The 25,124-nt window shown below is 57.0% G+C and carries 12 protein-coding genes and 1 pseudogene; 7 read left to right on the top strand and 6 right to left on the bottom strand.

All coding sequences use genetic code 11. The features are described from left to right. Window positions 1-13 precede the first annotated feature (13 nt). A complete protein-coding gene (locus E1J53_RS22550; RefSeq protein ID WP_134274702.1) occupies window positions 14-1,459 on the top strand; it encodes a S41 family peptidase in 1,446 nt (481 codons plus the stop codon). Here the strand turns inward: E1J53_RS22550 and E1J53_RS22545 are convergent. Continuing rightward, complete coding sequence (locus E1J53_RS22545) at window positions 1,423-2,907, bottom strand: hypothetical protein (RefSeq protein WP_173021604.1); 1,485 nt, start codon at window positions 2,905-2,907, stop codon at window positions 1,423-1,425. The two genes, E1J53_RS22550 and E1J53_RS22545, sit on opposite strands and share 37 nt — an antisense overlap. A gap of 613 nt (window positions 2,908-3,520) precedes the next feature. On the opposite strand from E1J53_RS22545, the gene E1J53_RS22540 reads away from it, so the two are divergent. From E1J53_RS22540 to E1J53_RS22525, 4 genes are all read left to right on the top strand, one after another. After that, window positions 3,521-5,917, top strand: coding sequence for a 3-hydroxyacyl-CoA dehydrogenase/enoyl-CoA hydratase family protein (locus E1J53_RS22540; RefSeq protein ID WP_134274704.1), 2,397 nt, complete (start codon window positions 3,521-3,523; stop codon window positions 5,915-5,917). Between the two features lie 161 nt (window positions 5,918-6,078). Then, complete coding sequence (locus E1J53_RS22535; RefSeq protein WP_134274705.1) at window positions 6,079-7,251, top strand: thiolase family protein; 1,173 nt, start codon at window positions 6,079-6,081, stop codon at window positions 7,249-7,251. A 428-nt stretch (window positions 7,252-7,679) separates the two neighbouring features. Further along, the gene (locus E1J53_RS22530) at window positions 7,680-9,026 is read left to right on the top strand and encodes a TrkH family potassium uptake protein (RefSeq protein ID WP_134274706.1); all 1,347 of its coding nucleotides are present in this window, start codon (window positions 7,680-7,682) and stop codon (window positions 9,024-9,026) included. Between the two features lie 109 nt (window positions 9,027-9,135). Next, window positions 9,136-9,678 (top strand): DNA-3-methyladenine glycosylase I, encoded by a 543-nt coding sequence (locus tag E1J53_RS22525; RefSeq protein ID WP_134274707.1) that lies wholly within the window; start codon window positions 9,136-9,138, stop codon window positions 9,676-9,678. A gap of 132 nt (window positions 9,679-9,810) precedes the next feature. Here E1J53_RS22525 and E1J53_RS22520 read toward each other — a convergent pair whose 3' ends face one another. The 3 genes from E1J53_RS22520 to E1J53_RS22510 form a co-directional block, all read right to left on the bottom strand. Next, window positions 9,811-11,079, bottom strand: a complete 1,269-nt coding sequence (locus E1J53_RS22520) for a hypothetical protein (protein WP_134274708.1) — start codon at window positions 11,077-11,079, stop codon at window positions 9,811-9,813. Window positions 11,080-11,251: 172 nt separating this feature from the next. Beyond that, window positions 11,252-14,110 carry a cytochrome c biogenesis protein CcsA gene (ccsA, locus tag E1J53_RS22515; RefSeq protein ID WP_134274709.1) on the bottom strand — a complete coding sequence of 953 codons (2,859 nt, stop codon included), beginning with the start codon at window positions 14,108-14,110 and terminating at the stop codon, window positions 11,252-11,254. A 124-nt stretch (window positions 14,111-14,234) separates the two neighbouring features. Continuing rightward, on the bottom strand, window positions 14,235-14,630 hold the full coding sequence (locus E1J53_RS22510; protein WP_134274710.1) for a cytochrome c maturation protein CcmE: 396 nt from the start codon (window positions 14,628-14,630) through the stop codon (window positions 14,235-14,237). 402 nt (window positions 14,631-15,032) lie between these two features. Between E1J53_RS22510 and E1J53_RS22505 the strand changes: the two genes are divergently transcribed. Then, window positions 15,033-17,252, top strand: coding sequence for a carbohydrate binding family 9 domain-containing protein (locus E1J53_RS22505; protein WP_173021603.1), 2,220 nt, complete (start codon window positions 15,033-15,035; stop codon window positions 17,250-17,252). A 64-nt stretch (window positions 17,253-17,316) separates the two neighbouring features. On the opposite strand, the gene E1J53_RS22500 is transcribed toward E1J53_RS22505, so the two are convergent. Together E1J53_RS22500 and E1J53_RS22495 are read right to left on the bottom strand one after the other, a co-directional pair. Beyond that, on the bottom strand, window positions 17,317-17,958 hold the full coding sequence (locus E1J53_RS22500) for a hypothetical protein (RefSeq protein WP_134274712.1): 642 nt from the start codon (window positions 17,956-17,958) through the stop codon (window positions 17,317-17,319). Window positions 17,959-18,145: 187 nt separating this feature from the next. Next, a complete protein-coding gene (locus tag E1J53_RS22495) occupies window positions 18,146-21,328 on the bottom strand; it encodes a glycoside hydrolase family 2 TIM barrel-domain containing protein (RefSeq protein ID WP_134274713.1) in 3,183 nt (1,060 codons plus the stop codon). 309 nt (window positions 21,329-21,637) lie between these two features. On the opposite strand from E1J53_RS22495, the pseudogene E1J53_RS22490 reads away from it, so the two are divergent. Next, a pseudogene (locus tag E1J53_RS22490) lies at window positions 21,638-25,124 on the top strand (hypothetical protein); the annotation flags it as partial.

Here is a 25,124-nt window from a genome sequence, read left to right as displayed (position 1 = left end):
CAATCCCCCCGGTATGAAAAACTCATTGACCCTGCTTTTGTGCTGCCTTGGTTGTTTCCTGACCTCAACCCTGATGGCCCAGTCCAGAATGGCCAGAAGTGAAGCGATCTCAATGATTGGTGAGTTAACGCAGCACCTGCTGGAGCACCATCCCTTTGCCCAACAGGTTTCGGGCGCAAGAACGATTGATAGCATCGGCCGTCAACTGGAGGCCCAGCTGAGTATTGTCGGCCATAACGACAGTCTGTCCCTGCTGGAGTTCCTCGCTACCGTGGCGCCCCTGCAGCGGGGAACCGCCGATGGCCACCTCCAGCTGGTCCCGAATCCAAGTCCGGCTACTACGGACAGCATCGCGCTTCGGAACTTTCCGCTGTTCCTCGCCGAGATGAAAGCCGGGCAGTACGTTCTACGTTCCCCGCTGCCGACGGCGATGGCAGACACCCTGCCCGCCGGTACACCCGTGCTGGCCATCGACGGCTGGCGGGTGGCTCCACTCATTGAAAAAATGGCGGTCTTTGGTGGCGCCAACGACAATGGGTTCGACCGTGCGGCCAGATTTCATACGGCCTTCAACTTCGGAAGAAATTATCAGCGACTGGAGGGATGGCGGGATAGCATCAGCATCCTGGTACCGGGCAGCAAAGGCCAGGAGGAACTTCACTGGGTTAAACCGTCCCGTCCCGCGCAAAAAAGCAGCGACCAAAAGTCATCCAAAGGGGCTACGGCCAGACAAACCTTTAGCCTCCGGTTAAGTGAAGACAGTAGTGCCTGGATCCTGAAGGTCCGCAGCTTTTCCTCCTTTTCCTTTGGCGGCAACCGGAACTTCAGAAAGCTGGCCCGCGAGTACTTCGAGCGGATCAATGCTTCGGAAATCAATCAATTGGTGGTGGATCTCCGCTTCAACACTGGCGGTAGCCTGTCGAACTGCAGCTTTCTCTACGGATTTTTGGCCGAGGAACCCTTTCCGGCCCTCACCGACATTTCTTCCACCGGTCCCACGGCGGGGGGGAAGGGCCTCTGGAACCGGTTCGGAATGTGGCTCGTCGGAGGGGTGCGCAAGCAAGACGGCACCTACCGGCAGCCCCGGGAAACCAGGGCCAAAAACCGCGTGCCGGAAAAGAAGCGATTCGACGGCCAGGTAGTCGTGCTGGTGAATAACCTGACCTTCTCCGCCGCAGGATTGTTTGCCAATTACGTCCAGGGCTACGAGCGGGGAATCATCGTCGGGGACGTCAGCGGAGCGTCCAATGAGGTCGTTTACGGTGGAAAAACCCTGGAATTTCCGATCGGGGAAAGAGAACTGTTTACGCTGAAGATGAAAAACTGGCGCCTGATCCCGGCCAACCCCAAACCCGGAAACCTCACCCCGGATATTCTGGTACCCGTCCGCGCCAAAGACCTGTCGTCCGGCAGCCCGGATCCTCAATTGTCGCGGGCGCTGGACTCCTTTAAGTCATAGAGGTACCAGAAATTGACCTTGTCCAGCCAGCCCCGGTCTACGGCAAAACCCAGCCAGGCCGGGCGGTTGGTGTAGATCAACTCCGCTCCCGGCGGAGGTTGGGGTGCCCGGCTGCGGATGCCGTACAGACAGGTGCTGGTCTGGCATTCCGGCCAGTCCGAACGATCCTTCCCCTCTACGATAATGTTGCCGGGCCGCTGGTAAAAGCCCAGGTTCAGGCCGCCATAATCAAAGGGATGGTGACCATCGGCGTACAGGGTGACGGGCTGATGGAATTCGTGATACACGAAACTGGCCACGTCTACCTGTGAGCGGTTGGGTCGAATGGCGTTGAAAAGAACCAGGCCCAGGTTCACCACGACCATCAGCTTAAGGCCGTTGCGGACCCACCCCTGCTCAAACCAGGCGACTCCGCGTGCCCGGTAGATGGCCCGGGCGGCGGCCATAATCATAATGCCCAGATAGGGTAGGAGTGGGTAAAGAAAGCGGACGTCTTTGCGCGAAAGGTAAAAGTGGACGAGTAGAAAGGGGATGGCCATCCAGGTGATCGGATCTTTGCGGTATCGATAGAAAAACCACAGTGGTGCGCCGACGTAAAGTAGACTCAGGGGCGGCACGCCTTTTTCCAGCAGGGCCGGAAAGTAATACCACCAGGGTTCCGATCCGAAGGTGGCGGCCTTACCCTCCAGGAGGTTCACGGCCAGGTAATTCCAGGGGGCAATAACCCACTCGCCGTAGAGCCAGTAGTCGAGTACGGTCCCGAGGCCCAGGGCCGTGCATCCGCCCAGGATCAGGAGGAGCAGGTGCAAAAACTTTTCCCGGCCGATGAACAGCAACCAGGCCCCGAAGCCGACCACGAGGAGGGCGACCTGATACCGGAACAGAAAGGAAAGCCCAAAGAGGAAGCCCGCCAACAGGTACCGATGCCAGCTGCCCGACGGTGGTTGTCGGGGCGTGAATTGCTGGGGGCCGCTGTCCCGCGGCAGGGGGTACCACAGGAAGGCGACCGCAAGGACCAATCCCGACCAGTTTTCGCTGGAGAAACGGACCCCCGAATAGAGGGCGCACCAGTGGAAAAGGAGGATCAGCAGTAGCCAGGTTTTAAGCTTTTGGGCGCTAAACGCAGGTGCAAACCTTTGCCACAGGAGCCAGGCAACCACGAGGAAAAAGGCGGAGGAGAGCACCCGGAAAAGGAAGGTGATCAGGAAGGGGTCGATGGTCTTGCCGAGGGACAACACCCGGTAACCGGCGTAGGCCAGGGCCGGCTGGGCCGCCGGCCGCATCCGCTCGCCGAACTCCCAGGCCAAATCTTCCTGCGGGATGAGCCCCAGTTTGTAGCCGGCAAACTCCCAGATCTGGAAATGCTCGTCTCCCTGGTGGAAGCCTACGGAATTCCAACTGGCGAAGACCAGGAGTATCGCCGCGATGAGGAAGTACTTTCTTTCCAAGACCAGTGGGTTTTGCCCGCAAAGGTAAGCGGGCATGAGCGATGGGGGAAGAATTACGCGCCGAACCTAACGGGCGGAAAATCACGGAGGGTGCCCGGGGCCTGGCCATACCCAAAAGCATGGCACCGGCACGCCGTTGCATTTTCTAAAAATCATTGATCCCGACCTAGCTTCACTCAGTCGACGAGCCAGTTCCTGCGTCACGCCTCGGCGGACGAGTTCGTGTTTTGCGATGCATCGAATGTAGGGTGATAAAAATTTCGCGCTTGAACTACACATTAAATAGTATTCGGACGTCATTTTACTTGGCTACGCCTTCGCAAAACAGGCTTCCGACCACGACTTACTCTGGTCAGAGCAGTAGATTTTTTTTATCACCCTACATCTAATGAACGCTGCTTCAGCCTCGAGGTCGCCGGCCGAAACACGAGGCACGAGCAGATTCGTCCGCCGACTGGTGGAACGAAAAGCGGACAATCCCGAGGAAAGTCCGGAAAAAGCCAACCTAGTGCCCCCCAAATGCCTTTTCACACTACCGATCCTGCGCGCTTTATTGCGGGTTTGGATACCAACCCTTACCTTCGCCAGCGAAATTTCGCTAAATTGATCATGTATGTCCCCAAACAGTAGAAGAATCCGCCGTGTAGCCGTGCTGGGTTCAGGAGTAATGGGCTCCGGAATTGCCTGTCATTTTGCCAACATCGGCCTCGATGTCCTCATGTTAGATATCCTTCCGCGGGATATGAAGGAGGGCGAGACGAACCCCGCAGTGCGCAACAGTAATGCCGCCAACAGTCTCAAGGCCGCCATCAAAAGCAAGCCCGCTCCGCTCTACGATAAGTCCTTCGCCAGCCGGATCACGGTGGGTAACTTCACCGATGACCTCGACAAGCTCAAGGACTACGACTGGATCATCGAAGTGGTGGTAGAGCGCCTGGACATCAAGCAGGACCTGCTTGGTCGCGTAGATAAGGTCCGCAAGCCCGGCACCCTGATTACCACCAACACTTCCGGTATTCCGATCCACATGATTCAGGAGGGACTGAGTGAAGATTTTCGGGCTCATTTCTGTGGCACCCACTTCTTCAATCCCGCACGTTACCTGAAGCTTTTCGAGATTATCCCCGGTCCCGACACCAAGCAGGAGGTACTGGATTTCTTCATGCACTACGGCAGCCTCTACCTGGGTAAGACGACGGTAATGGCCAAGGATACGCCGGCCTTCATCGGCAACCGTATCGGAGTGTTCAGCATGAGTAAGATTTACGCATTGACCGACGAGCTGGGCATCCGGATCGAGACGGTTGACCGCCTGACCGGCCCGGCCATCGGCCGGCCCAAAACGGGTACTTTCCGCCTGGGTGACCTGGTCGGTCACGATACGGGCGCCCACGTCATGACCGGCATCCGGGAAAATGCGCCCCACGACGAAGCGGCCAAAATCCTGGAAATTCCCAGCTACTACCAGTTCTTGCTGGACAACAAATTCCTCGGCAACAAAACCGGCCAGGGATTCTACAAAAAGATTAAGGACGCCGAGGGTAACCGGCAGATTCTCGCCCTGAACCTCAAAACCCTGGAGTACGAGCCCAGCCAACGGGAAAGCCTGCCCAGCCTGAAGTTGGCCAAGCAGATTGACGATCCCCAAAAGCGGGTAGCGGCGCTGTTCAAGTCTGACGACCCCGGCGGTGAGCTGATTCGTCGGGCACTGGCCGGACTGTTCGCCTACTCCGCCAACCGGATTCCGGAAATCAGCGACAACATCTACTCCATCGACGACGCCATGAAGGCCGGTTACGCCTGGGAGATGGGGCCCTTCGAGTACTGGGATGCCGTGGGCATCCAGGCCGGGATTGATGCCGCTGAAGCCGACGGGAATACCGTTGCGCAGTGGGTAAAGGATATGGTGAGTGCCGGCCACGAGAGCTTCTACAAGCGGGAAAACGGACAACTCAAATACTACAACCAGGCCACCGGCACTTACGAGGTGAAACCCGGTCTGGATCAGTTCATCATTCTGGACAACTACCGCGAGCAGGCTCCAGTGTACAAAAACAGCGAGGTCACCCTGCACGATATCGGTGACGGCATCGCCTGCCTGGAGTTCACCAGCGCCCACAACAGCATCGGCGAAGGTGTTCTGCGGGGCTACGAAGAGGCCATCACGAAGCTGGAGGAAGAAGGCTGGAAAGGTATGGTGATCGGAAACGACGCCACCAACTTCAGCGTCGGCGCCAACCTCATGATGATCGCCCAGCTGGCCTACCAGCAGGAGTTTGACGAACTGAACATGGCCGTCAATCTATTCCAGCAAAGCGTGATGCGTTGCCGCTACTCGGCCATCCCGGTCATCGCGGCCACCCAGGGGTACGTCTTTGGGGGAGGTTGTGAAACGATGATGCACTGCGACCGGGCGGCGGTTGCCGCCGAAAGCTACATCGGACTGGTGGAGGCCGGTATCGGGGTAATCCCCGCCGGAGGTGGAACCAAGGAGTTTGCCCTTCGGGCCAGCGACAGCTTCTTTGAAGGAGACGTCATGGTACCCACCCTGATTGAGCGCTTCAAGGCCATTGCCATGGCCAACGTGTCCACCTCCGGGTACGAAGGCTTCAACAACGGCACCCTCATCGAGGGCCGGGATAAAATTGTGATCAACCGCAACCGCAACATTGCCGAAGCCAAGCAAATGGCCCTCGACCTGGCGGACGACGGCTACACCATGCCCCGTCGCCGGGAAGACGTGACGGTACTGGGCCGGGGTGGTTTGGCGGCGCTGTACGCCGCGGCCAACGAGCTGAAGCGCGGGCATTACGCCAGTGCGCACGACATCAAGATCGCCCACAAAATTGCCTGGGTACTCTGCGGTGGTGACCTGACCGGCACCCAACAGGTCAGCGAACAGTACCTGCTGGATCTGGAGCGGGAAGCCTTCCTTTCCCTCTGCGGGGAGCAGAAGACCCTGGAGCGGATTCAGCACATGTTGCAGACGAATAAGCCGCTGCGGAACTAGCAAGAAGACCGCGATACATCGGATGACCCTTCGCTTCGCTCAGGAGGCATCCGATGAACGCTACTTTACCTAGGATTGCGTCGCGTAACGACGTGGCGCCTGATTAAGTAAATCTAAATCAATTAATCAAGCGTTTTACTTACGCTTAAAAAATATAAATCATGCCAGAAGCATATATCGTAAGCGGTTTTCGTTCTGCCGTGGGCAAAGCCAAAAAGGGGGGATTCAGAAATTTCCGGTCAGACGATCTGGCCGTGCGGGTAATTCAGCACATGTTTGAGCAAAACCCGAATATTGATCCTAAGATCGTGGACGACTGCATCGTCGGTTGTGCCAACCCGGAAGGGGAGCAGGGACTGCAGATCGGTCGTCAGATCAGCCTGCGGGCCATGGGGAAGGAGGTTCCGGGAATGACCGTGAACCGCTACTGCGCCAGTGGTCTGGAAACGATCAGCATCGCCGTGGCCAAGATTCGTGCCGGCATGGGGCAGTGCTACGTAGCCGGAGGAGCCGAAAGCATGAGCCAGATTCCCATGACGGGTTACAAACTGGCTCCCAGTTACGAAGTGGCCAGCGATACGCCGGATTACGTCGTCAGCATGGGCATCACGGCGGAGTCCGTGGCGGCCAAGTACGGCATCAGCCGGGAGGCGGCGGACCAGTTCAGCGTCCGGAGTCACGCCCTGGCGGAAAAGGCCATTGACGGCGGACTGTTTAAGGACGAGATTGTTCCCGTGGAAGTTCCCGAGGTTTTTGTGCGGGACGGTAAGCGGGTGGAGAAGACCCACGTGGTGGACACCGACGAAGGCGTGCGCCGGGGCACGAGTATGGAAGGACTGGCGCGGCTGCGTCCGGTCTTCCGGAACAACGGTGTGGTCACCGCCGGTAATTCCAGCCAGACCAGTGACGGTGTAGCCTTCACGATTGTGATGAGTGAAGAGATGGTCAAGCAGCTTAACCTGGAGCCCATCGCCCGACTGGTGAGTTGTTCCGTGGGGGGTGTTGACCCGCTCTACATGGGCATCGGTCCCTGCGTGGCCATCCCCAAGGCCCTGCAGCAAGCCGGGCTGAAACTGAACGACATCGGTCTCATTGAGTTGAACGAAGCCTTCGGTGCTCAGGCCCTGGCCGTCATTCAGGAAGCCGGTCTCAACCCTGAGATCGTCAACGTGAACGGAGGAGCCATCGCTCTGGGGCACCCCCTGGGATGCACGGGAGCCAAGCTCTCCATTCAACTCCTGAATGAAATGAAGCGTCGCAATGAGCGCTACGGAATGGTGACTGCCTGTGTGGGCGGTGGCCAGGGAATCGCCGGTGTTTTCGAGCGACTGTAAAGCCCGCCAACGCTAAAAAGTAGCTGCCCTCTCTGGATGTTGTTCTGGAGGGGGCAGTGTTGTCTTGGAAAATATCTGGCGGGAAGTATGGCCGATAAAACGAGGTTGTGGGCACGAATTTTGCGTGGCTATCTGACCGGTGGCCCCTACATTTTTAACCGTGCAAAGGCCCCGAGTTTCGTACAGCTAGCTGGAATCGTTGATGTTTAGGAAAATGCAACGGCGTGTCCGCTAGTCAGTCGGATAAACTTGTGCGATTAGCCTCTAGAAACAGAAGTACAGGTGCAGCGAAGCGGAATCCTCGTGCTTAGCCAGGATGCCGGGAACCGGGAAAAGGAGCAATTATTTTTAGTAAAAATGAACAAGCTCCGTGGCGTAGAGTGTTGTGGGGTGATTGTACCTTAAATGTATACCTACCTATTTCCCCTATGGCAAAATGGTCTCTGTTACGCAGGTGGCGTATCCTCTACGAAAGATTCCAGCAGCGTAACTCCCCGCAGGTAAATCTGGTATTTGGCTTTGGCCTGTACGCCCTCATTGGTACGCTCTTGCTCCTTCTGCCAATTTTTCATAAATCCTCGGTCAGCCTCTTGGACCACCTGTTCATTGCCATTTCTGCCGTATCCACGACGGGATTGGTGACCGTCAGCGTATTCGATACCTACAATTTTGTCGGTCAGTTTATCATGATGGCGCTTTTCCAACTCGGCGGTATTGGTTACATGACCCTGACGACCTACTTTCTCCTGTTCACCACCCAGAGAATTACCCGATGGCACTCTCGCTTGATCGGAACGGAATTTACCCTGCCCGAGTCCATCAAAATCAATGACTTCATCAGAAGCGTAATTCTCTTTACCGTTGTCATGGAAATTCTGGGGACCTTCGGTTTCTTCTGGGTGTTCAGAGATGCCGGGATGGCCTTCGGGGAACGCTTATGGTTTTCTCTTTTTCACAGCGTTTCGGCCTTTTGTACGGCCGGCTTCAGCCTGTTTAACGATGGGTTTGCCGGTTTTCGGGATGACGGCGGAGCCAATGCGGTCATTTCCGTGCTGGCCATTGCGGGCTCGCTTGGCTTTATCGTGATTACGGATTTGTGGTACCGGCTTTCGGGGAAATCCAAAGAACTGACGTTTACCACGAAGATTGTCGTGGTTGGTTTTATCCTTTTACTTTCCCTTGGTACCATGGTGTTCTACGCCACCGACCCCCTGTTCGCCAGCGGAGAAGGTTCCTGGATGGCGGCCTTTTTCCAGGCCATGACCACCGTCGGTTTCAATACCGTCGACACGGGAGCACTGGCGCTCCCGGCACTGTTGCTGGTTACCTTTCTGATGTACGTGGGCGCCAGTCCCTCAGGGACCGCCGGGGGTATGAAAATTACCACCCTTACGGCCATGGTGGCCGTGCTGAAGAGTCGCCTCCTGGGACAAAAGAAGATCACCTTCCTCTGGAGAACGATTCCCTTTGAGCGACTCTACGTTGCGACTTCCACCTTCATGCTGTACACGAGCATGATTTTTCTGTTTACCTTTTTACTCTCTTACACCGAGACGTTTGCCTTCGAGGAAATCCTATTTGAGGTAGCCTCGGCGCTGGGGACCGTTGGACTCAGCACGGGCATAACCGGAGATTTAAGTTCGTGGGGGAAAGTGCTGATCAGCATCCTGATGTTCATCGGTCGGGTAGGGGTACTCACCTTTGGTTTTGCCATCCTGGAGCGTACCCAGCGCAAGGAAGAGGAGGAATTTCAGGATTGTGATCTGGCGGTCTAGGATTCACCATCTCCGGCCATGAATACCTTTGTGTCGCTAACCCGGTTCGGGTAGCCGGACTCTAATCGGATTCCCCAAAACTTCACCGAAACCATTTATCTTTCTGCCCATGTCCACCTACTGCCAGTACGTTCAGGGTTTACCCGCCGAAAACCCGCACCGCTTTTACCACGATAATGAGTATGGCTTCCCCATTCCCGACGATAATGAGTTGTTTGGTCGCCTGCTGCTGGAAATCAACCAGGCGGGTCTGAACTGGACGGTCATCCTCAATAAGCAGGATAATTTTCGGGCTGCTTACGCTAATTTTGACCTTGCCGCCGTGGCTAGCTTTACCGAAGCGGACCGCGAGCGTTTGCTGAACGACGCAGGAATCATCCGCAACAAACTCAAGGTTAACGCGGCCATCCATAACGCGCAGGTTATCCTTGATTTACGGCAGGCCTATGGTTCCTTTCAGGCGTGGCTGGATCACCATCATCCGCTTCCGAAAAGCGACTGGGTCAGGCTCTTCAAGAAGACCTTCAAGTTTACCGGAGGAGAAATAACGGGCGAATTCCTGATGAGCACCGGCTACCTTCCCGGAGCCCACGAGGAGCGTTGCCCGGTTTATCAACGGGTGCTGGAGACCAATCCCGCCTGGAACCGCTAGCCATCGCTCCCACTGATGGATCTGGGGCCCGGCTGACTCGTGGAATCAGATAAATTCCTCCTGCCCCGGCTGAGCATGAGGGTTCCGTTTCACTGCACCTGCGCTCCGCGCCCGCTTTTCAATAAGCCCCCGCTAAAACCTTACGGTTTGCCCGTGACTCGTCAACCAGGTGCCGTAGACGGCTCCCGGACCCTGCATGCGGAAATTAACTCCGACGATCTCGAAAACATGCTCCGGGGCGCTCGTCTCGTAGGCCAATTGTTCGTTAACCCAGAAGCGTAGATTGCGGTCCCTGCCCTCGATGCGCAGGTTCGTCCACTCGCTTAGATCGACCCCAAATCCCGAAAGGTCCGCCCGATTACTGTCGATGTTTTGTCCGAGCGCAAAAAGGCTCAGGTCCCCCACGCAACCCGGCGCGCTGAGGGGCACCACTAAAGCACTATTCTTGCAGAGGAGCAGTACTTCCATATGTTGACAACTCCCACTGCCCCGGTCATAGTCAGACCGCAAGTTAGCGTTGAAGGTGAAATTATCCGTCGTCAAACCCTCCGCCGCCGGAACGTTGTAGTAGCGCACTTCCGGGAGTTTGGGCTCCAGGGGATAGCCGTTGGCCGCCAACATCTTTTGGGTCACCTGCAGGGTGTCCTCTTGTTGAAAGTCGGTGGGGTCAAAGTAGATGGGGGACGGTTGGTGAATGGCCGCAACCCAGCCCTCGGAGTTGATCCGAAGATCGTGCTCGGCCACGATGGTTTCTTCCTGAATAAGCTTTGCCCGGAAGAAGCCGGGGTAGTAGTACATCGAGGAATGCAGGGAATCCTGAGCCGAAACTTTTACCTTTCGACGGACATCCCAATTCTGGGAAATGAAGAGATTGCCCTCCGGGCGCTGCGGAGCGGAATATCGAAAGACGACCGAATTTGGTACTCCGGAGCTGAGTACTTTCTCGGAAGAAAAGCGGTAGTCGTCGGGCCTGATGATGCTCGTCTGGGGTGCTCGCTTCCGGTTGCCCATGATGGTGGTTAACATCAGTACCACCGTACCCACGCCCACAATCCACATGAATACTTTAGCGGCGGCAGTAGTGGTGGCGGGGGTAGCGGTTTCCTCCCGTTTCGGTGGGGCCGGCTGCTCCTGCTCCAGCTGGCCGCAAAACGCCCGCCAATCGTCAAACTGCAGGAATTGAGCCAGGGCATTAAGGGTGGCCGTGGAGGGATTGCTCTGGTAGTTGACCCTTCCCCACAGCCGCTTTAGTGTGGTTATGCTGAGCTGGGTGCCCGTCGCTTCGTGGATGCGGTCACTCAGTTGTTCGAAGTCATAGTTGGTCCAGCGATCACGCTCTCCCCAGCCCAACTTTTCTTCGATGGCCGACAGGCATTGAGCAATGGCAGTTTCTTGAGACATCGGGGTGGTTAATTAAGGTGAGCCTGGCCCCGGCGATAGCGGAACGCTACGGGATATTACCGAGCGATGGTAATCCAAAGGCCCAAAAAACCCTGATTTTCGATCACTTTTAGCGTCGGCCCGTAACTCCAGCCTCCTGCATCAGGGACGGAATCCGTCGGGAAAATAAGGCTTATGCCCGCTTTCTCACCCGGAGTACCATGTTAAAGAGGAGCCCGACCATCATGCCGATCGTACCGATCCAGAACAGGTTGATGCCGGGGAATTCGATGGCCTGCAGGGCCAGCCAATCCGACCGGGAGCTGTTGGTCGCCACGGCAATCGGGACCGCAATTTCCTCCCGTCCTTCCGTTCTGGCCACGAGCAACGTGGCTTCGTTGGTGTTGGGGTTCAGGTTGACCAGGTTGGCGTAGAGCCCCAAATCCCGAATCTCGTCGCGCACCCGACTGGGTTGCTTATCCCGAATGATGAAGACCGGTTCCATGGAGCGGGGCTGCCCCCGCTCGTCCAGGGTCTCCAGCCGGGCACTGACCGCAATGTCACCCTCCACGGGAGCATAATGGTCTACCTCTGGCTGGGGATTGAAATTCCGGAACGTGATGGCCTGACCGTCAATTTCGAAGGTACTGCCCGGTGCCACGACGAACTCCTGATAGTCGAGTTCGTCTTCGTCAACGAGTAATTGCTCGAAGATGCTCTCGTCAATCTTTATCCGGGTGGCAATTTCGTTGATCTGCGCGGGGTAGTGATACAGCAATCCCTTTCGCAGCACCAGAGCGACCTGTCGCTCGTAGATTTCTCCGTCGTCATCGCGGCGAACCCAAACGGTGGCCCCTACGCCCAGGTCATCGGGCTCGGCCACGTAATCCGGGTGCGTGGGCACCCGGGCAAAATCCGTCAGGCCAACGGTAAAGCCCCGGATCAGGAAGGTGTCGGGTTGCCGTATCTTGATTGTATCCCGAAAGTCAATACGCTCTCCGCTTTGCAGGGATACGATCTGATACTTCAGGCTGTCTTCCTTGGCCCGTTTGGCTTCAATACTCTGCTCCTCTTCCGGCAAACTCATGATGACCGTGAAGATGTCCTTGTCCCAGTAGTGCTTGGTACTGGGGTTGGTGATGGCAATCTTCTCAAAGCTCTTGTCGTAGAGTACGTTCGGTTCCAGTTGGAATTCCTCCACCACCTCTCCGGCGGCGTTGCGCTGTTTGTAGTCTACGAAGTAGGTGCGGTTGTATCCGTCTATGGTGTCGTTACGCAGCGTGAGCTCATAGTTTTCCATGACCATTGGCTCATCCTTGATCAGGATGACGGTGGTCCGCACGAGTTCCTCATCGTCGCTCAGCCCCTCCATCAGGAACTGATTGTTGGAGATGATCCGCTTGTTGGTGCCGCTGGCGAGGATGCCGATCAGCATCAGGCCGAAGCCGATGTGACTCATACTGCTTCCGAAGACTTTGGGGTCCTTGCGGGCAAATTGAATCAGGTAGTCCAGGTTGGTCCAGACGGCAAACCAGCCGGCGAAGAGCAGCAGTTTGTGCTGGTAGCCGGGAGCCTGAATCCAGAGGGTAACCAGATAGCTGAGGACCAACGAACCCGCGACGGCAATCGCCGTACGGATCAGGAAAGGTTTTGCGTACTTCGAAAATTTTCGCTCCCGCCACCGCAGGTAGTGGGCAATTCCGGAGAGGATACCGATGAAAATACCGATCCAGATCTGGAAGTTATTGTGGTGCTCTTCCGGGTCGGCCAGCGTGACCCCCTCGTAGATGGGGTTGAAAATTTCCCGGATTTCGTTGTACACCGGCAGGCTCGTGGCCCCGGTGATCAAGACGGAGGACATGAACAGCACCAGGCTGCCGATGAACATCCAGAACTCCCGGCTACTGGTACTTTCTTCTTTTTCCGGTACCGGAATGGATTTCCAACGCCACACCATCAGGCCGATACTACCCAGGGTAAAGAAGCCAAGGAAGAACAGCAGTTGGGCCTCCAGCCCCATTTCGGTGAAGGCATGGACACTGGTGTCCCCCAGTACTCCCGAGCGGGTCAGGAAGGTGCTGTAGATGATGAGCACGAAGGTGAACAGGTAGAACAGGTAGGTCGCCCGGATACCCTGCCCGGTGGCCTTGCTGATGAGGTTGGTGTGCACCCCGGCGACCAACATTAGCCAGGGTACGAGACTGGTGTTTTCCACCGGATCCCAGGCCCAGTAGCCACCAAAGTTCAGCGCCTCGTAGGCCCAGGCGGCGCCCATGAGAATCCCGATGCCGAGAATGCCGGCACTGAAGAGGGACCACCGCAGTCCGGGTGCCAGCCATTCCTGGTGCTTACCCGTCCAGAGGCCCGCCACCGCGTAGGCGAAGGGGACCACCGTACTGGCAAAACCCAGGAAGAGGGTAGGCGGGTGGATGGTCATCCAGTAGTTCTGTAGGCTGGGGTTGAGGCCGTTACCCTTCAGTAATTCCACGTAATCGGCCTGCTGGAAAATGGGGGCATCCACCACTTCGCGTAACAGCAACATGGGGTTAGAGCCCAGCTTCACCACCGTCTCGCCGAACTCGAAGTGAATCCCGAGCAGCATGCTCACAATGATGACCTGTACGGAACACAACACGGCCATCACGGGGCGTTCCCACTGCCGAGCGTACACCATGAGCACATAACCCAGAATCACGTGCCAGAACATCCAGAGCAGAAAGCTGCCTTCCTGCCCTTCCCAGAAGGCACTGAAGATGTAGCGTTGCTGCAAGTCCCCACTGACGTGAGCGGAAACGTACTGATACTCGTAGTACTGGTTGAGCATCGCGTAAAAGATGCAGCCGATGACGGTAAAGACCGCCGCTCCGTGCGCCAGGAAGCTCAGTTGCCCCAAGCGGTGCCATCCCCGACTGCGCAGCTTTTCGTCGCGGTAGTGCGTCGCCAGAAAGTAGCTGACCATACTGAGCAGACCGCCAAAAAAGGCCAGCAGCAGGGCGAAGTGACCAATGTGGCGGGGTGCGAGGTGCTCACCGATGTACTGAATTTCTTCCAAGGTTGACTACGGGTTCGTGGGGTAAGGAGGAGGATTGAGGTTTTAGGATTTAGGTCTTAGGATTTAGGAATGATGATAGAGGCTTATCCTTAAGCCTAAAGCCTTGATCCTAAATCCTAAATATCTATTCAGTAAGTTCTTTGATCATGGACTCTTCGTCCTTGTATTTACTGGGACACTTGAGCTGGATGTCCTTGGCGATAAAGGCTTCCTGGTCCATGCGCCCGGTGAGTACGATGGATTCACTCATTTCAAAGTCCTGGGGTTTGCCCTTGAGGAGGATGACTTTCCGTTCGGTGCCTTCCTGGTCGCGCAACCAGAAACTGAAGTAGTTGGGATCCTTGAGGGCATCGTATTCCATGGGCTTGTCCTTCACCAGGGTGCCCACCAGCTTTACCTGGTCACCGTTTTCGGTTGCCGTGGCAAAATTTGCGTAGGGGGCAACTTCGCCTCCGGCACGGAGGACAAGGGCGACGGCCACGATGGCCATGATGATGGCAAGGATATACGTTTTCTTCATCGTACGAAAAGTTTAAGTAGGGGTACCACCGCTTAGTGCGATCAAATAACGAAGATGAACCACCGTTGGATGCGGGGTCGAGGGGTTTTGACCCCGGTTTTACGTGCCGGAAGGGGCGACGGAGCGCAGGTGCCAGGAAAATCCGGCGAGCCGCGCTGCCTGGCGCACCCAACCTAATGCACAAAGTTAAATTAACGCTTATCGTTGGGGGTCAGAATTGGGTCATGATGTCTTACTTACTATTGAGTTGCGGTCCGGACGGGGAATAGTCGTGGTCCTCCCGGCCGAATGTCTTTGGCAAAAAATAAACAATTAACTTCCGCTCCTATTTATTTCGGGAGTTAGGAAGACTCCTTTGTTACATGGCACCGAGGCCCGCTTGAGAACCAGATGAACCCCAGAATGAAAAGAATTACCTTCCGGTTGCTGCCCCTGCTCGGGCTTTTGGTTGGGTTGTGTGGGCCCGCAACGGCCCAGGACCTTACGATCAGAAAAACGACGGAGCCGATTACGGTGGACGGAAAAATGGACGAATCCGTTTGGAACAGCGCCGAGGTAGCGACCAACTTCCACCAGTTTTTTCCCACGGACACCGTGATGTCCCCCCTGAAAACGGAGGTACGGGTACTGTATGATGCGGAAAACCTCTACATCCTTGCCCGCATGTGGAGCGTCGGGCCGCGGGATGAGTACGTAACCCCCTCTTTCCGCAGGGATTATCGGGGGCGGGCCTTTGACGGGTTTTCTGCGGTACTCGATACCTATCAGGACCGGACAAACGCCTTTTCCTTCGGCATCAACCCCTTTGGCGTGCGGCGGGAAGGCCTGGTGAGCAATGGGGGCGAACTCTCCCTTACCTGGGACAACAAATGGTTCGGCACCTCCACGATCGAGGAGGATCACTGGGTGGCCGAAATGGCCATTCCCTTCAAAACCATCCGCTACAAGGAAAATCTGGATACCTGGTTCGTGAATTTCTACCGGGTAGATAGTGAACTGGGGGAAATTTCTACCTGGTCTCCGGTCCCGCTGAATCTGAGCCCCAATAATTTAGCCTTCAACCGCGAAGTCCAATTCGTCGAACCCCTCAATGACCCCGGATCCAACATCTCAGTGATCCCCTACGCCGCCTTCGGGACGGCGAAAGACTTTGTGGCCGAGACGCCGTCCACTTCTGATTTTGACGTCGGAGGAGACGCCAAGATTGCGCTTTCTTCGGCCATGAACTTCGACCTTACGATTAATCCCGATTTCTCCCAGGTAGAGGTGGATCAGCAGGTGACCAACCTGGACCGCTTCGAAATCTTCTTCCCGGAACGCCGACAGTTCTTCCTCGAGAACGCCGACCTGTTCAGTTCCTTCGGCTCCAGTCGGACTACCCCCTTCTTTTCCCGCCGGATCGGGGTGGCCCGGGATACGGCCACGGGCACCAACGTCCAGAATCCCATCTACCTCGGTGCTCGCCTCAGCGGAAAGATTAATAACGACTGGCGCGTGGGTTTACTCAGCGTACAGACCGCCCGGGATAATCGCATCCAGCTTCCCTCTACCAACTTTACCGTGGCTTCGCTGCAGCGGAAGGTCTGGGAACGCTCCAACATTTCCGCCATTTTCGTGAATAAGCAGGCCGTGCAGGATTCCATCGGTGGCGACTTCACCCTCGACCCCTCCGCCTGGAATCGCACCCTGGGTGCAGACTTTAACTACGCTTCGGCCGACGGTTACTGGACCGGCAAAGCCTACTATCACCGGACCTGGGACCAGGACCAGCGGGACTCCACCTTCTCCCTCGGGCTAAATCTGGAGCTGGACGCTTATCGCTGGGGTGTGCGCACCGGAGTGCGCTCCGTCGGCGCCAATTTTAACCCCGAAGCGGGATTCGTCCGGCGACGGGATTTTCAGCAGCACTTCAACACCATCGAGTATAATTTCTACCCCCAGCGCGGTCCCATCCAGTCCCACGGCCCCGGTTTCGACTACGACATCGTCGGCAACCAGCAGTTCGGGGTCACCGACTGGGACGTGAACCTCCTGTACCGGATCGCCTTCAGGAACACGGCCAACTTCCGGCTGCGGTTGCGCCGTCAGTTCACCTACCTCTTTCGGGAATTTGACGCCAGTGGAACCGGGGGACTGGCCCTCCCCGAAGGCAGCAGCCACTGGTACAACTTCATCATCGCCAGTTACGAATCCGATCAGCGTAAATCGTTTTTCTACGAGTTGTCCACCCGCTCCGGAGAATATTACAATGGGACGCGGATCAACCTCGAAGGCTCCTTCACCTACCGCTTTCAGCCCTACGGTTTCGTCTCCCTCGATTTCGCCTACAATCGCATCCGTCTGCCGGAACCTTACAACGACGGTGACCTGTATTTGATCGGTCCCCGGGTGGACATCACCTTCAGCAAGAACATCTTCTGGACCACCTTCGTGCAGTACAACAACCAGATCAACAACATGAACATCAATACCCGCTTCCAGTGGCGGTACGCGCCGGTGTCCGATCTGTTTGTCGTCTACACGGACAACTACTTCACCGACATCAACAACCGCTTCGTGGACTTCGGGGCTCCAAAGTCACGCTCCCTCGTGCTCAAGGTGACGTACTGGTTGAATGTGTGAGGGTGAGCTCGTCCGCCCAGGCGTGACGTAGGAACTGACTGGTCGGCCGAGCGACGCTGTACGATCATCTGGTTTCGAATCTATTACGATGCTTATTCCAATGAAGGGTGACAGTCTTTTTGTGGTTAACCAGCCCGTCGTATTGCTCGTCCGTCACCTCAGGGTAATCGAACTGGAGGTAGTCGCACACCAACAACTCGACGGTCACTTCACCCTTTTCGGGGTGCAATACGAAGTCGAAATCCCCGTATCCGGGATATTGATTGAGTAGCTCAGCATCTGCGGGCTTGTCGTAAAAGGCGGAAAAATCAAGGTTCGGTAGCACGATGGAATCGGCATTCATCAGCTGACCTTCCCGGTGGAGGAAAAAGAACGAATCGTGGCGCAGGCATTCCGGAGCTTCGCATTCCTGGTTGGAAACTACCACAAAGGCTTGTTCGTCCCGGCCACTAAAAATAGCCATCTGGAAGGAGGGCGGAAAGCCATCGTCCGAGTACTGCCTAAAGGAGAGCGAGCGGTTTTGGGTGTCAATGTGTTTGACGCCCAGGTCCCCGCCATATTCCCGCCAGTTGCATAAGTAAAAGCAGGAATCGGGTATTTGCTCGAAGTAGTAGGCAACTGTGGCGTGGGCAGTCGTATCCTGACCACTGACGTCAGACGAAAGGCCGAAGAATACCAGGCCAATGATCAGCAGAAAATACTTCATTAAGGCCATGTTTGAATCGATAGGTAATGGGGTAAGGAGGTACTTATTTTCACTAGTGTTCCGGCACCGACGTCCCGACAATGTCGGGGACTGACTGGTTGGCCGAGCAGTAGTTCGGGTAAACAGCTTGGGTTAAGCCCAATTTTCGCCAGATAAATCCGGCACTACCGCCAAATTTAGCAGTATCCTACTTCACCGTCACCTCCCAACTGATCGGCTTCTCCAGGGTCAGCAAATGTTCGGGGTAGGGGCCGGCGCTGGGCATCCAGCTGTTGTCGCCGCCGAGGCCGATCTGGGCACCGTCGAGGTTGAGGGTGTAATTGGTGGCTGGGGTGAGCTCGTGGGTGTGGGTGGCCGCTTCGAGGGTGGCCTGGGTGTAGGGCCAGACGCTGAAGTTGAAGTTGCCGGTAACGGTCAGGGGTTGGGCTCCGTTGCCGCTGAGCTGGAGGTCGGAGACGTCCTGCCGGTTACCGTTCTCGGCCGGGAGGATGTAGGGTTCCTGGAGGGCATCCAGGGCCGCCCGGTGGCGGCCGTACCGCGCACCATGCTTACGGTCGACGTAAGCTTCTTGGGGCCCGCGACCAAACCAGCTGGCGGTACTATAACTGCGGGGAATCTCCGTCTGCAGGCCGTAGCGGAAGACGCCCGGCACTTGAGCGTTGGCGTCCGTTTTCTGCAGCGATTGCGCCAGGGCTACCCCGCCACCGGCGGGGAAGCTGATGCTCACCGTTTCCGTCACCGCTCCCTCCAGGTACTGACGGGTCAGTTGCAGGCTGTTGTTGCGGAAGTCATGGCTGACCAGGGTGGGGGAGGCATCCCGCCAGGGACGGTAGCGACGGGCCAGTCTGGCCGGCTTGTCGTTGTCCGTCGGCGCCCGCCAGAAGTTCGGCTTCAGGGGAGCGGCGAACAGGGAATTCCCACCGCGAAGCACTTCATTGATGATGCCCGTGCTGCGGTCCACGTACACCTCCAGTTCTCCGGCGGCCACGAGGATGGTGGTGGGGGTTTCCTGATAGGTGGCCCGCAGGTTTTGCCGTACGGGACGGGAGGCCACGGCCGGAGCGGCGGCAATCGGCAGCTGATCGAAGGCGACCTCGTGGCCCACCGGCCGCCCGAAGGCGGCCTCCCGTTGCAGGAAGGCAAACTCCAGGTACTTGGTGCCCTCGGGCAGGGCTTCGTCTAGCGTCCATGGCACCTGCGCACCGGCGCCCACCGCCGGTGCCTTACCCCGCCAAATGCTCGTGGTGCCCGCCAGCGTCACCGCCCTTACCTCCATGTCGTACTGGGAAAGATTGGTGTGCGTCAGCCAGCTTTTGATCAGGAACTGGCCGCCGGAGCGACGGACCTGCACCGGCTGGAAAGCGTGCTTGACCTCGTAAAGGGCGGGTTGGGGCGTGCGGTCCGAATAGACCAGCCCGTTGGCCAGGAAGTTGCCGTCGTTGATGTCTTCCCCGAAATCGCCACCGTAGGCCATGTAGGTTTCGCCCCGGTCGTTGGTGACCTCCAGGCCCTGATCGATCCAGTCCCAGATGAAACCACCCGCAAAGGCGGGGTAGGTGCGGAACATGGTGGCGAAGGTGTCCAGGTGACCGGTGCTGTTGCCCATGGAGTGGGCGTATTCGCAGTAGATCAACGGACGATCGTCGTCCGCCGCCAGAATTTTGCGCATGAGGTCCTTATTCGTGTACATCCGGCTGCGGACGTCCACGTAGCCCTCGTCGGGCGTCGCCTCGGCGGCAAAGCTGTTGCCCGCGGCCCCCTCGTTGTGCAGCATCCGACTGCCGTCCCGGTTTTTGATCCAGGCGGCCATGGCGGCGTGGTTGGGCCCGGTGCCGGCTTCGTTGCCCAGGCTCCAACTCACGATGCTGGGGTGGTTTTTGTCGCGCTCGACCATGCGGATGGCCCGGTCCAACATCGCCCCGGCAAACATCGGCAGACCGCTGATCTGACTGCCCGCCTTGTGGGTCTCCACGTTGGTTTCGTCCATCACGTAGAGTCCCACGGAATCGGCCAGTTCGTAGAGGTAGGGATCATTCGGGTAGTGGCTGGTCCGCACCGCATTCAGGTTAAAGGCCTTCATCAACCGGAGGTCTTCCTTAATCTCCGCCCGGGTAACGGCCTTGCCGTTGCGGGCGCTGTGGTCGTGGCGGTTGACGCCGTAGAAAATGACTTCCCGCCCGTTCACTTTAAAGCCCTCCTTGCCCCAGCTGAGCGTGCGGAAGCCAACGTTTTCCGCCACGACGTCCACGACTTGTCCGCCGCCATCTTTCATGCTCAGCACCATGCGGTAGAGGTTGGGGGTCTCGGCGGTCCATCGGGCCGGATTCGGTACTTCCAGTTCCAGGTGATAGAACCGATGAATGCCGTAGGGGCCGCGGTAGGCGCCCCGTTGGTAGTATTCGATGATGGGGTTCACGGACTTCGCTACGGGCGATCCCACCAACTGGCCGATGGGGTCAAATAGCCGGAGCTCAAAGTGCCAGTCCCGGATCACTTCCGGGTCACGAAAGTGGAGTTGGGGCTCTACCCGCAGGGTGCCGGTGCGGTAGTCCGAGGAGAGGGTGGGTTTGGCGAACAGGTCCACGATGTATTCGTAGGGCGTGCTTTCGACGTAGACGGAGCGGTGTAGGCCGCTCATGCGCCAGTGATCCTGATCTTCCAGGTAGGAACCGCTGCTAAAGCGGTAGACTTCGCAGTAGACGGAATTTCCCCGTTCGCGGGCCACCGCCGTGATGTCGAATTCGGCGGGGGTGCGACTGCCCTCACTGTAGCCGATGTACTGTCCGTTGACCCACACGTGAAAGGCGGAACTGACGGCCCCGAAGTGGAGTACTTGCCGGTCACCAGTCTGGAAGCCCGGAAGGTCGAAACTGCGTTGGTAGGCGCCCATCGGGTTGCGGTCGTGCATCGTCTCTCCGGCCCGGCTGGGCACGAAGGGGGGGACTACCGGGCGGAAGGGGTATTCCCAGTTGGTGTAAATGGGGTGACTGTGCCCCTGCAGTTCCCAGTTCCCGGGCACCCGAATGCTGGACCAGCCGTCGCCGAGGTTGCCCAGCGAAGCGGGGGGAGCTTCGTTGCCGCCCTGCGGATAGAAACGGAAGTTCCAGGCCCCGTCCAGGGAAGTTCGTCCGGCTACGCTGCGGCCATCCCGGGCGTCCACTACCCGGTCGTAGTGTTTCAGGCTGGCGTGGGCGGGAAGTCGATTCACCGAGAACGTACCCGGGTTCTGAACGTACTGTTGTTGGGCCTGAAGGTGATGGTTCGTCGCAAAGAGGAGCATCAGGGGCAGGATCCAGGATGAGTACTTGGGCGCAGGTGCGCAGGTGCCAAGAAATCGGGAAAGAGCCAGGGGGACAGAAGCCTCAAACATGCGGGATGGATTTTGGGTGAAAAGCTACGAAGAATCGAACGGCTGGTAAGTTTTTGCGGAGGGATTTACGTCGCTATTCCACCGTGAGGAGCGCTTGAATTTTAGGGTGTGGACTAAGGTGAAGGCCAATCTCAGCACCTTATTTGGGGCCAATTTTGCGCCAGTTTCAGGTTCCATTCAGCACATTTTCCTACCGTTCAGCACAAATCGGACCTTTTATTTGGTCAGCTCTCCCCGCAAAAGCTATTTTTATCACTTTAAATCAGGCCCGGAGTTGGTGGTCCCTAGATAATCTCTAAAAAAGGACGAATGTTAAGACCTTTACCTAACCCGAGTGGGTTGGCCCTTCCCGTTAGAAATATGGGGTGGACAATTTTCACTCTTCTACTACTTTTACTTGGCACTACTACCAGCTACGCTCAGGTAGTGCATGACGGAAACGCAACCTGTGCTGTTGAGACCGGATCAAGTAATACCCTCACCGTACCAAACTTCACCGTTCCGGCCAATGAGAACGTGCTGATCCTGGTGACGACTTATGCTGAACGGCTTTCAACGGCAAGTTCGCCGACTTACGGAAATGCCACGGCCACCTGGAACGGACAAAATCTTACCTTCCAACAGCGAGGTATCTCGGGGGAGAAAACCACCGATTATCTATGGCTTCACTTGCCTTCGGTTGCATCCGCTACTACTGCTGATCTGGTCATCACTTACGATGGCGTCGTGGAGTTCCGCTCTGCCGTAGTGCAATCAATGAGTGGCGTGAGGGCAACGAACCCCTTCACTTTCTCCTTTTTTGATTTCTCATTTATTTTTAATGGCAATACTTCAACCTCCGGCACCGTATCCGCAGATGAGGGTGACCTGGCCTTTATGACCGTAGGTGCTAATTTCCCTATTGGTACGTCTGATAATCTTGTCCTTACTACCGGGCAAACCATCGGTAGTGATTGCATCAACCTGGGTAATCCAGAGTACCGGCAGCTGGTTACGGCCCATGCGCCAGTTGACGCCACGGGCGATGAGTTCTTCTCTTTCGACCTCGATAATGCGTTCCGGCTCATCCCCATGGGATTTGCCATCCGTCAGGCGGAACCCACAAACTGCGAAATCACCAACGTTCAGGTCACCAACCTCCGTTGCGGAAACAATGGGGTGGAGCCCGGCCAAACCTACGCCGACATCAGCTTTGACGTAACCGGTGGTAGTGGAGACTACATTGTCCTGGTTACCCGCGACGGGAATACTACTACGGCAAACGATCCTCTGGCCGGTCTTCCCATGGAAGGAACGGTAAACACCAGCGGCCAGCTCACGTTTGATCCCGCCGACCCCGGTGATATGGTAGAAATCCAGATTGTTGACCAGGGTAATGGTGGCTGTCAGTCAGTGCTGGTACCCGTGACGGTACTGGAGTGCCCTCCCTGTGAACTGGAGTGTGAAGAGAATGTAACCGTGGAACTCGGCGAAGACGGTACGGTGATGTACCCCAACGATCTTCCCCTCATCAGCTTTATGGGTGGATGCACGGATCGGGTAAACGGTCCCTTCACGATGGGCGGACCAGATGCCCGTACTTTTGACTGTGCCGACGTCGGTCAGACCTTCGAACGCCGCATGGTCTACAACGCCCAGGATGGCAGCGGCGAAGTAGTAGGCTGTGATTACACCGTCACGGTTATCGATCCTACCGCTCCCGTACTGGAGTGCGAAGAATCCGTTACGGTAGAACTGGGAGAAGACGGCACAGCATTGATGCCCAACGATCTGGCGCTGATCAGCATCACGGACGATAACTGCCCCGGCCTGGATTACCTGAGTGGTCCCTTCACGGTGGGTGGCCCCATGGCCCGGATGTTTAACTGTGAGGACGTCGGTGAAGACATCACGCGCCGTCTGGTATTTAACGACGCTAACGGCGGCGGAGAAGTGGTGGGCTGCGACTACACGGTAGTCGTGGTGGACAACGTGCAGCCCGAAGCCCTGTGCCAGGATGGCCTGGTGGAACTCGACGAGTTTGGTGAAGGCGGCATTGACGCCGAAGATATTGACAATGGCTCCAACGATGCCTGTGGCATTGAGAGTCTGGAGCTGGACATTGACGAGTTCGGCTGCGACGACGTTGGCGAGGTGACGGTCACGCTGACGGTCACGGACGTGAACGGCAACGAAAACACCTGTACGGCCACCGTGACGGTGGAAGATAACGTAGCGCCCGATGCGGTTTGCCAGGACATTACGGTAGAACTTGATGAGAACGGAGAGGCATCGATTGCCACCGACGGTGGTGGCATGGGAGCTGCTGATCCGATCACGCAGGTTACGGGCTCGCTGGACGATACGGATCCTCAGTTTGAGCGTCCCAACGGCAACGGCACGACATGTACGGTCAATACGGGTACGCCCGATCACTTCTACGACGTGCTGGAGTTCAGCATTGACCAGGAGGACATGTACACCTTCATGATGGAGGACATTGTTGGTCCTGACTTCTACTTCTTGCTGTACGAAGGTGGCTTTGACCCCAACGCTCCCTGTGATAACTTCCTGATCGGCAACGACGATAGCCCACAAGGGGGTACGACGGAGCCGGAGATCATGATCCAATTGATGTTGGTTCCCGGTGAGTACAGCCTGGTGACGACGGCCTTCTTTAGTGGAGCCGGTCCGCTGGGTCCCTACACGATCAACATCAGCAGCGACGGAGGCGGCAACGTCCTTCCCCGCGGTGCTGGTGGTGGCTCCCTGATTGACGGCGGTTCTACGGACGCCTGTGGTATTGCCTCGTTCAGCGAAGACATCACGGAGTTCACGTGTGCGGACGTCGGTCCCAACACGGTTACGCTGACGGTTACGGACGTAAACGGCAACGAAGACAGCTGTGAGGCCACGGTTACGGTCGAGGACAACATCGACCCCGAGATCACGACGACTCCCCAGACGATTGTGCTGGACGAGAACGGTTTTGCGAGCCTGACGGTGGCCGATCTGGCCAGCGCCACGGACAACTGCGCAGTGGCCAGCCTGACGGCCAGCCAGCTGGAGTTTGGCTGTGAAGACATCGGCGAGGTGCCGGTGACAATCACGGCCGAAGACGTAAACGGCAACGTGAGCACGGCCGAAGTGATCGTGACGGTGGACTTCATCCAGCCGCTCTACGCCTGCGTGGGAGAGCTGAACCTGACGCTGAACGAGAACTGCCAGGCGCTGCTGATCCCGAGCATGGTGCTGACGGGTACGGAAGCGTGTCTGGAGGTATTCGCCTTCGACATTACGGTCATGGACGACGATCCGAGCAACGGTCCGATCATCGACGGTTGCGGTAGCTTCCAGTACATGATCAGTGCGGCCAGCCTGGGTGATGAGCCTACGCTCGGCTTCACGGGCGACTTTGCGCCGGAGAACTGGACCGAAGAGCTCTTCTTCCTGGACGGCTTCCCGATCATTCCCGAAGATGCGGGCATCGAGTTTAACGAAGACGAGATCGTGATCAGCACGATCGGCGACGACTTTGGGGTCAACCTGATCGGTCAGGTGTCCTACACCTTTGCCGAAGACGGTGAGGTAGGCTTTGACTACGACTACAACGGTATTGACATCGTTGCGGGTACGGAAATCGGCTTCGACGACGCCTTTGTGGTCTACACCTTCGAAGGCGCGGTGGTAGAGGTACTGCTGGATACGGACATTGCCGCTACGGGCCGTCTGGAGTTCCCGGTAGAAGCCGGCTTTACGCTCTTCATCGGCATCGACGACGATGGCTTTACGCCCAGCCTTTCGGACAACCCGGATG

This window comes from Lewinella sp. W8, from assembly GCF_004375085.3.
GTDB lineage: Bacteria > Bacteroidota > Bacteroidia > Chitinophagales > Saprospiraceae > Neolewinella.
The sequence above is the reverse complement of the archived record's forward strand: the minus strand, read 5'-3'. Positions and strand labels throughout refer to the sequence as shown.

What these genes read in the sequence shown, in the direction of transcription:
- E1J53_RS22550 (WP_134274702.1), top strand. Translation starts at nt 14, where the DNA reads ATGAAAAACTCATTGACCCTGCTTTTGTGCTGCCTTGGTTGTTTCCTG.
- E1J53_RS22540 (WP_134274704.1), top strand. Translation starts at nt 3,521, where the DNA reads ATGTCCCCAAACAGTAGAAGAATCCGCCGTGTAGCCGTGCTGGGTTCA.
- E1J53_RS22535 (WP_134274705.1), top strand. Translation starts at nt 6,079, where the DNA reads ATGCCAGAAGCATATATCGTAAGCGGTTTTCGTTCTGCCGTGGGCAAA.
- E1J53_RS22530 (WP_134274706.1), top strand. Translation starts at nt 7,680, where the DNA reads ATGGCAAAATGGTCTCTGTTACGCAGGTGGCGTATCCTCTACGAAAGA.
- E1J53_RS22525 (WP_134274707.1), top strand. Translation starts at nt 9,136, where the DNA reads ATGTCCACCTACTGCCAGTACGTTCAGGGTTTACCCGCCGAAAACCCG.
- E1J53_RS22520 (WP_134274708.1), bottom strand. Translation starts at nt 11,079, where the DNA reads ATGTCTCAAGAAACTGCCATTGCTCAATGCCTGTCGGCCATCGAAGAA.
- E1J53_RS22510 (WP_134274710.1), bottom strand. Translation starts at nt 14,630, where the DNA reads ATGAAGAAAACGTATATCCTTGCCATCATCATGGCCATCGTGGCCGTC.
- E1J53_RS22505 (WP_173021603.1), top strand. Translation starts at nt 15,033, where the DNA reads ATGAAAAGAATTACCTTCCGGTTGCTGCCCCTGCTCGGGCTTTTGGTT.
- E1J53_RS22500 (WP_134274712.1), bottom strand. Translation starts at nt 17,958, where the DNA reads ATGAAGTATTTTCTGCTGATCATTGGCCTGGTATTCTTCGGCCTTTCG.
- E1J53_RS22495 (WP_134274713.1), bottom strand. Translation starts at nt 21,328, where the DNA reads ATGTTTGAGGCTTCTGTCCCCCTGGCTCTTTCCCGATTTCTTGGCACC.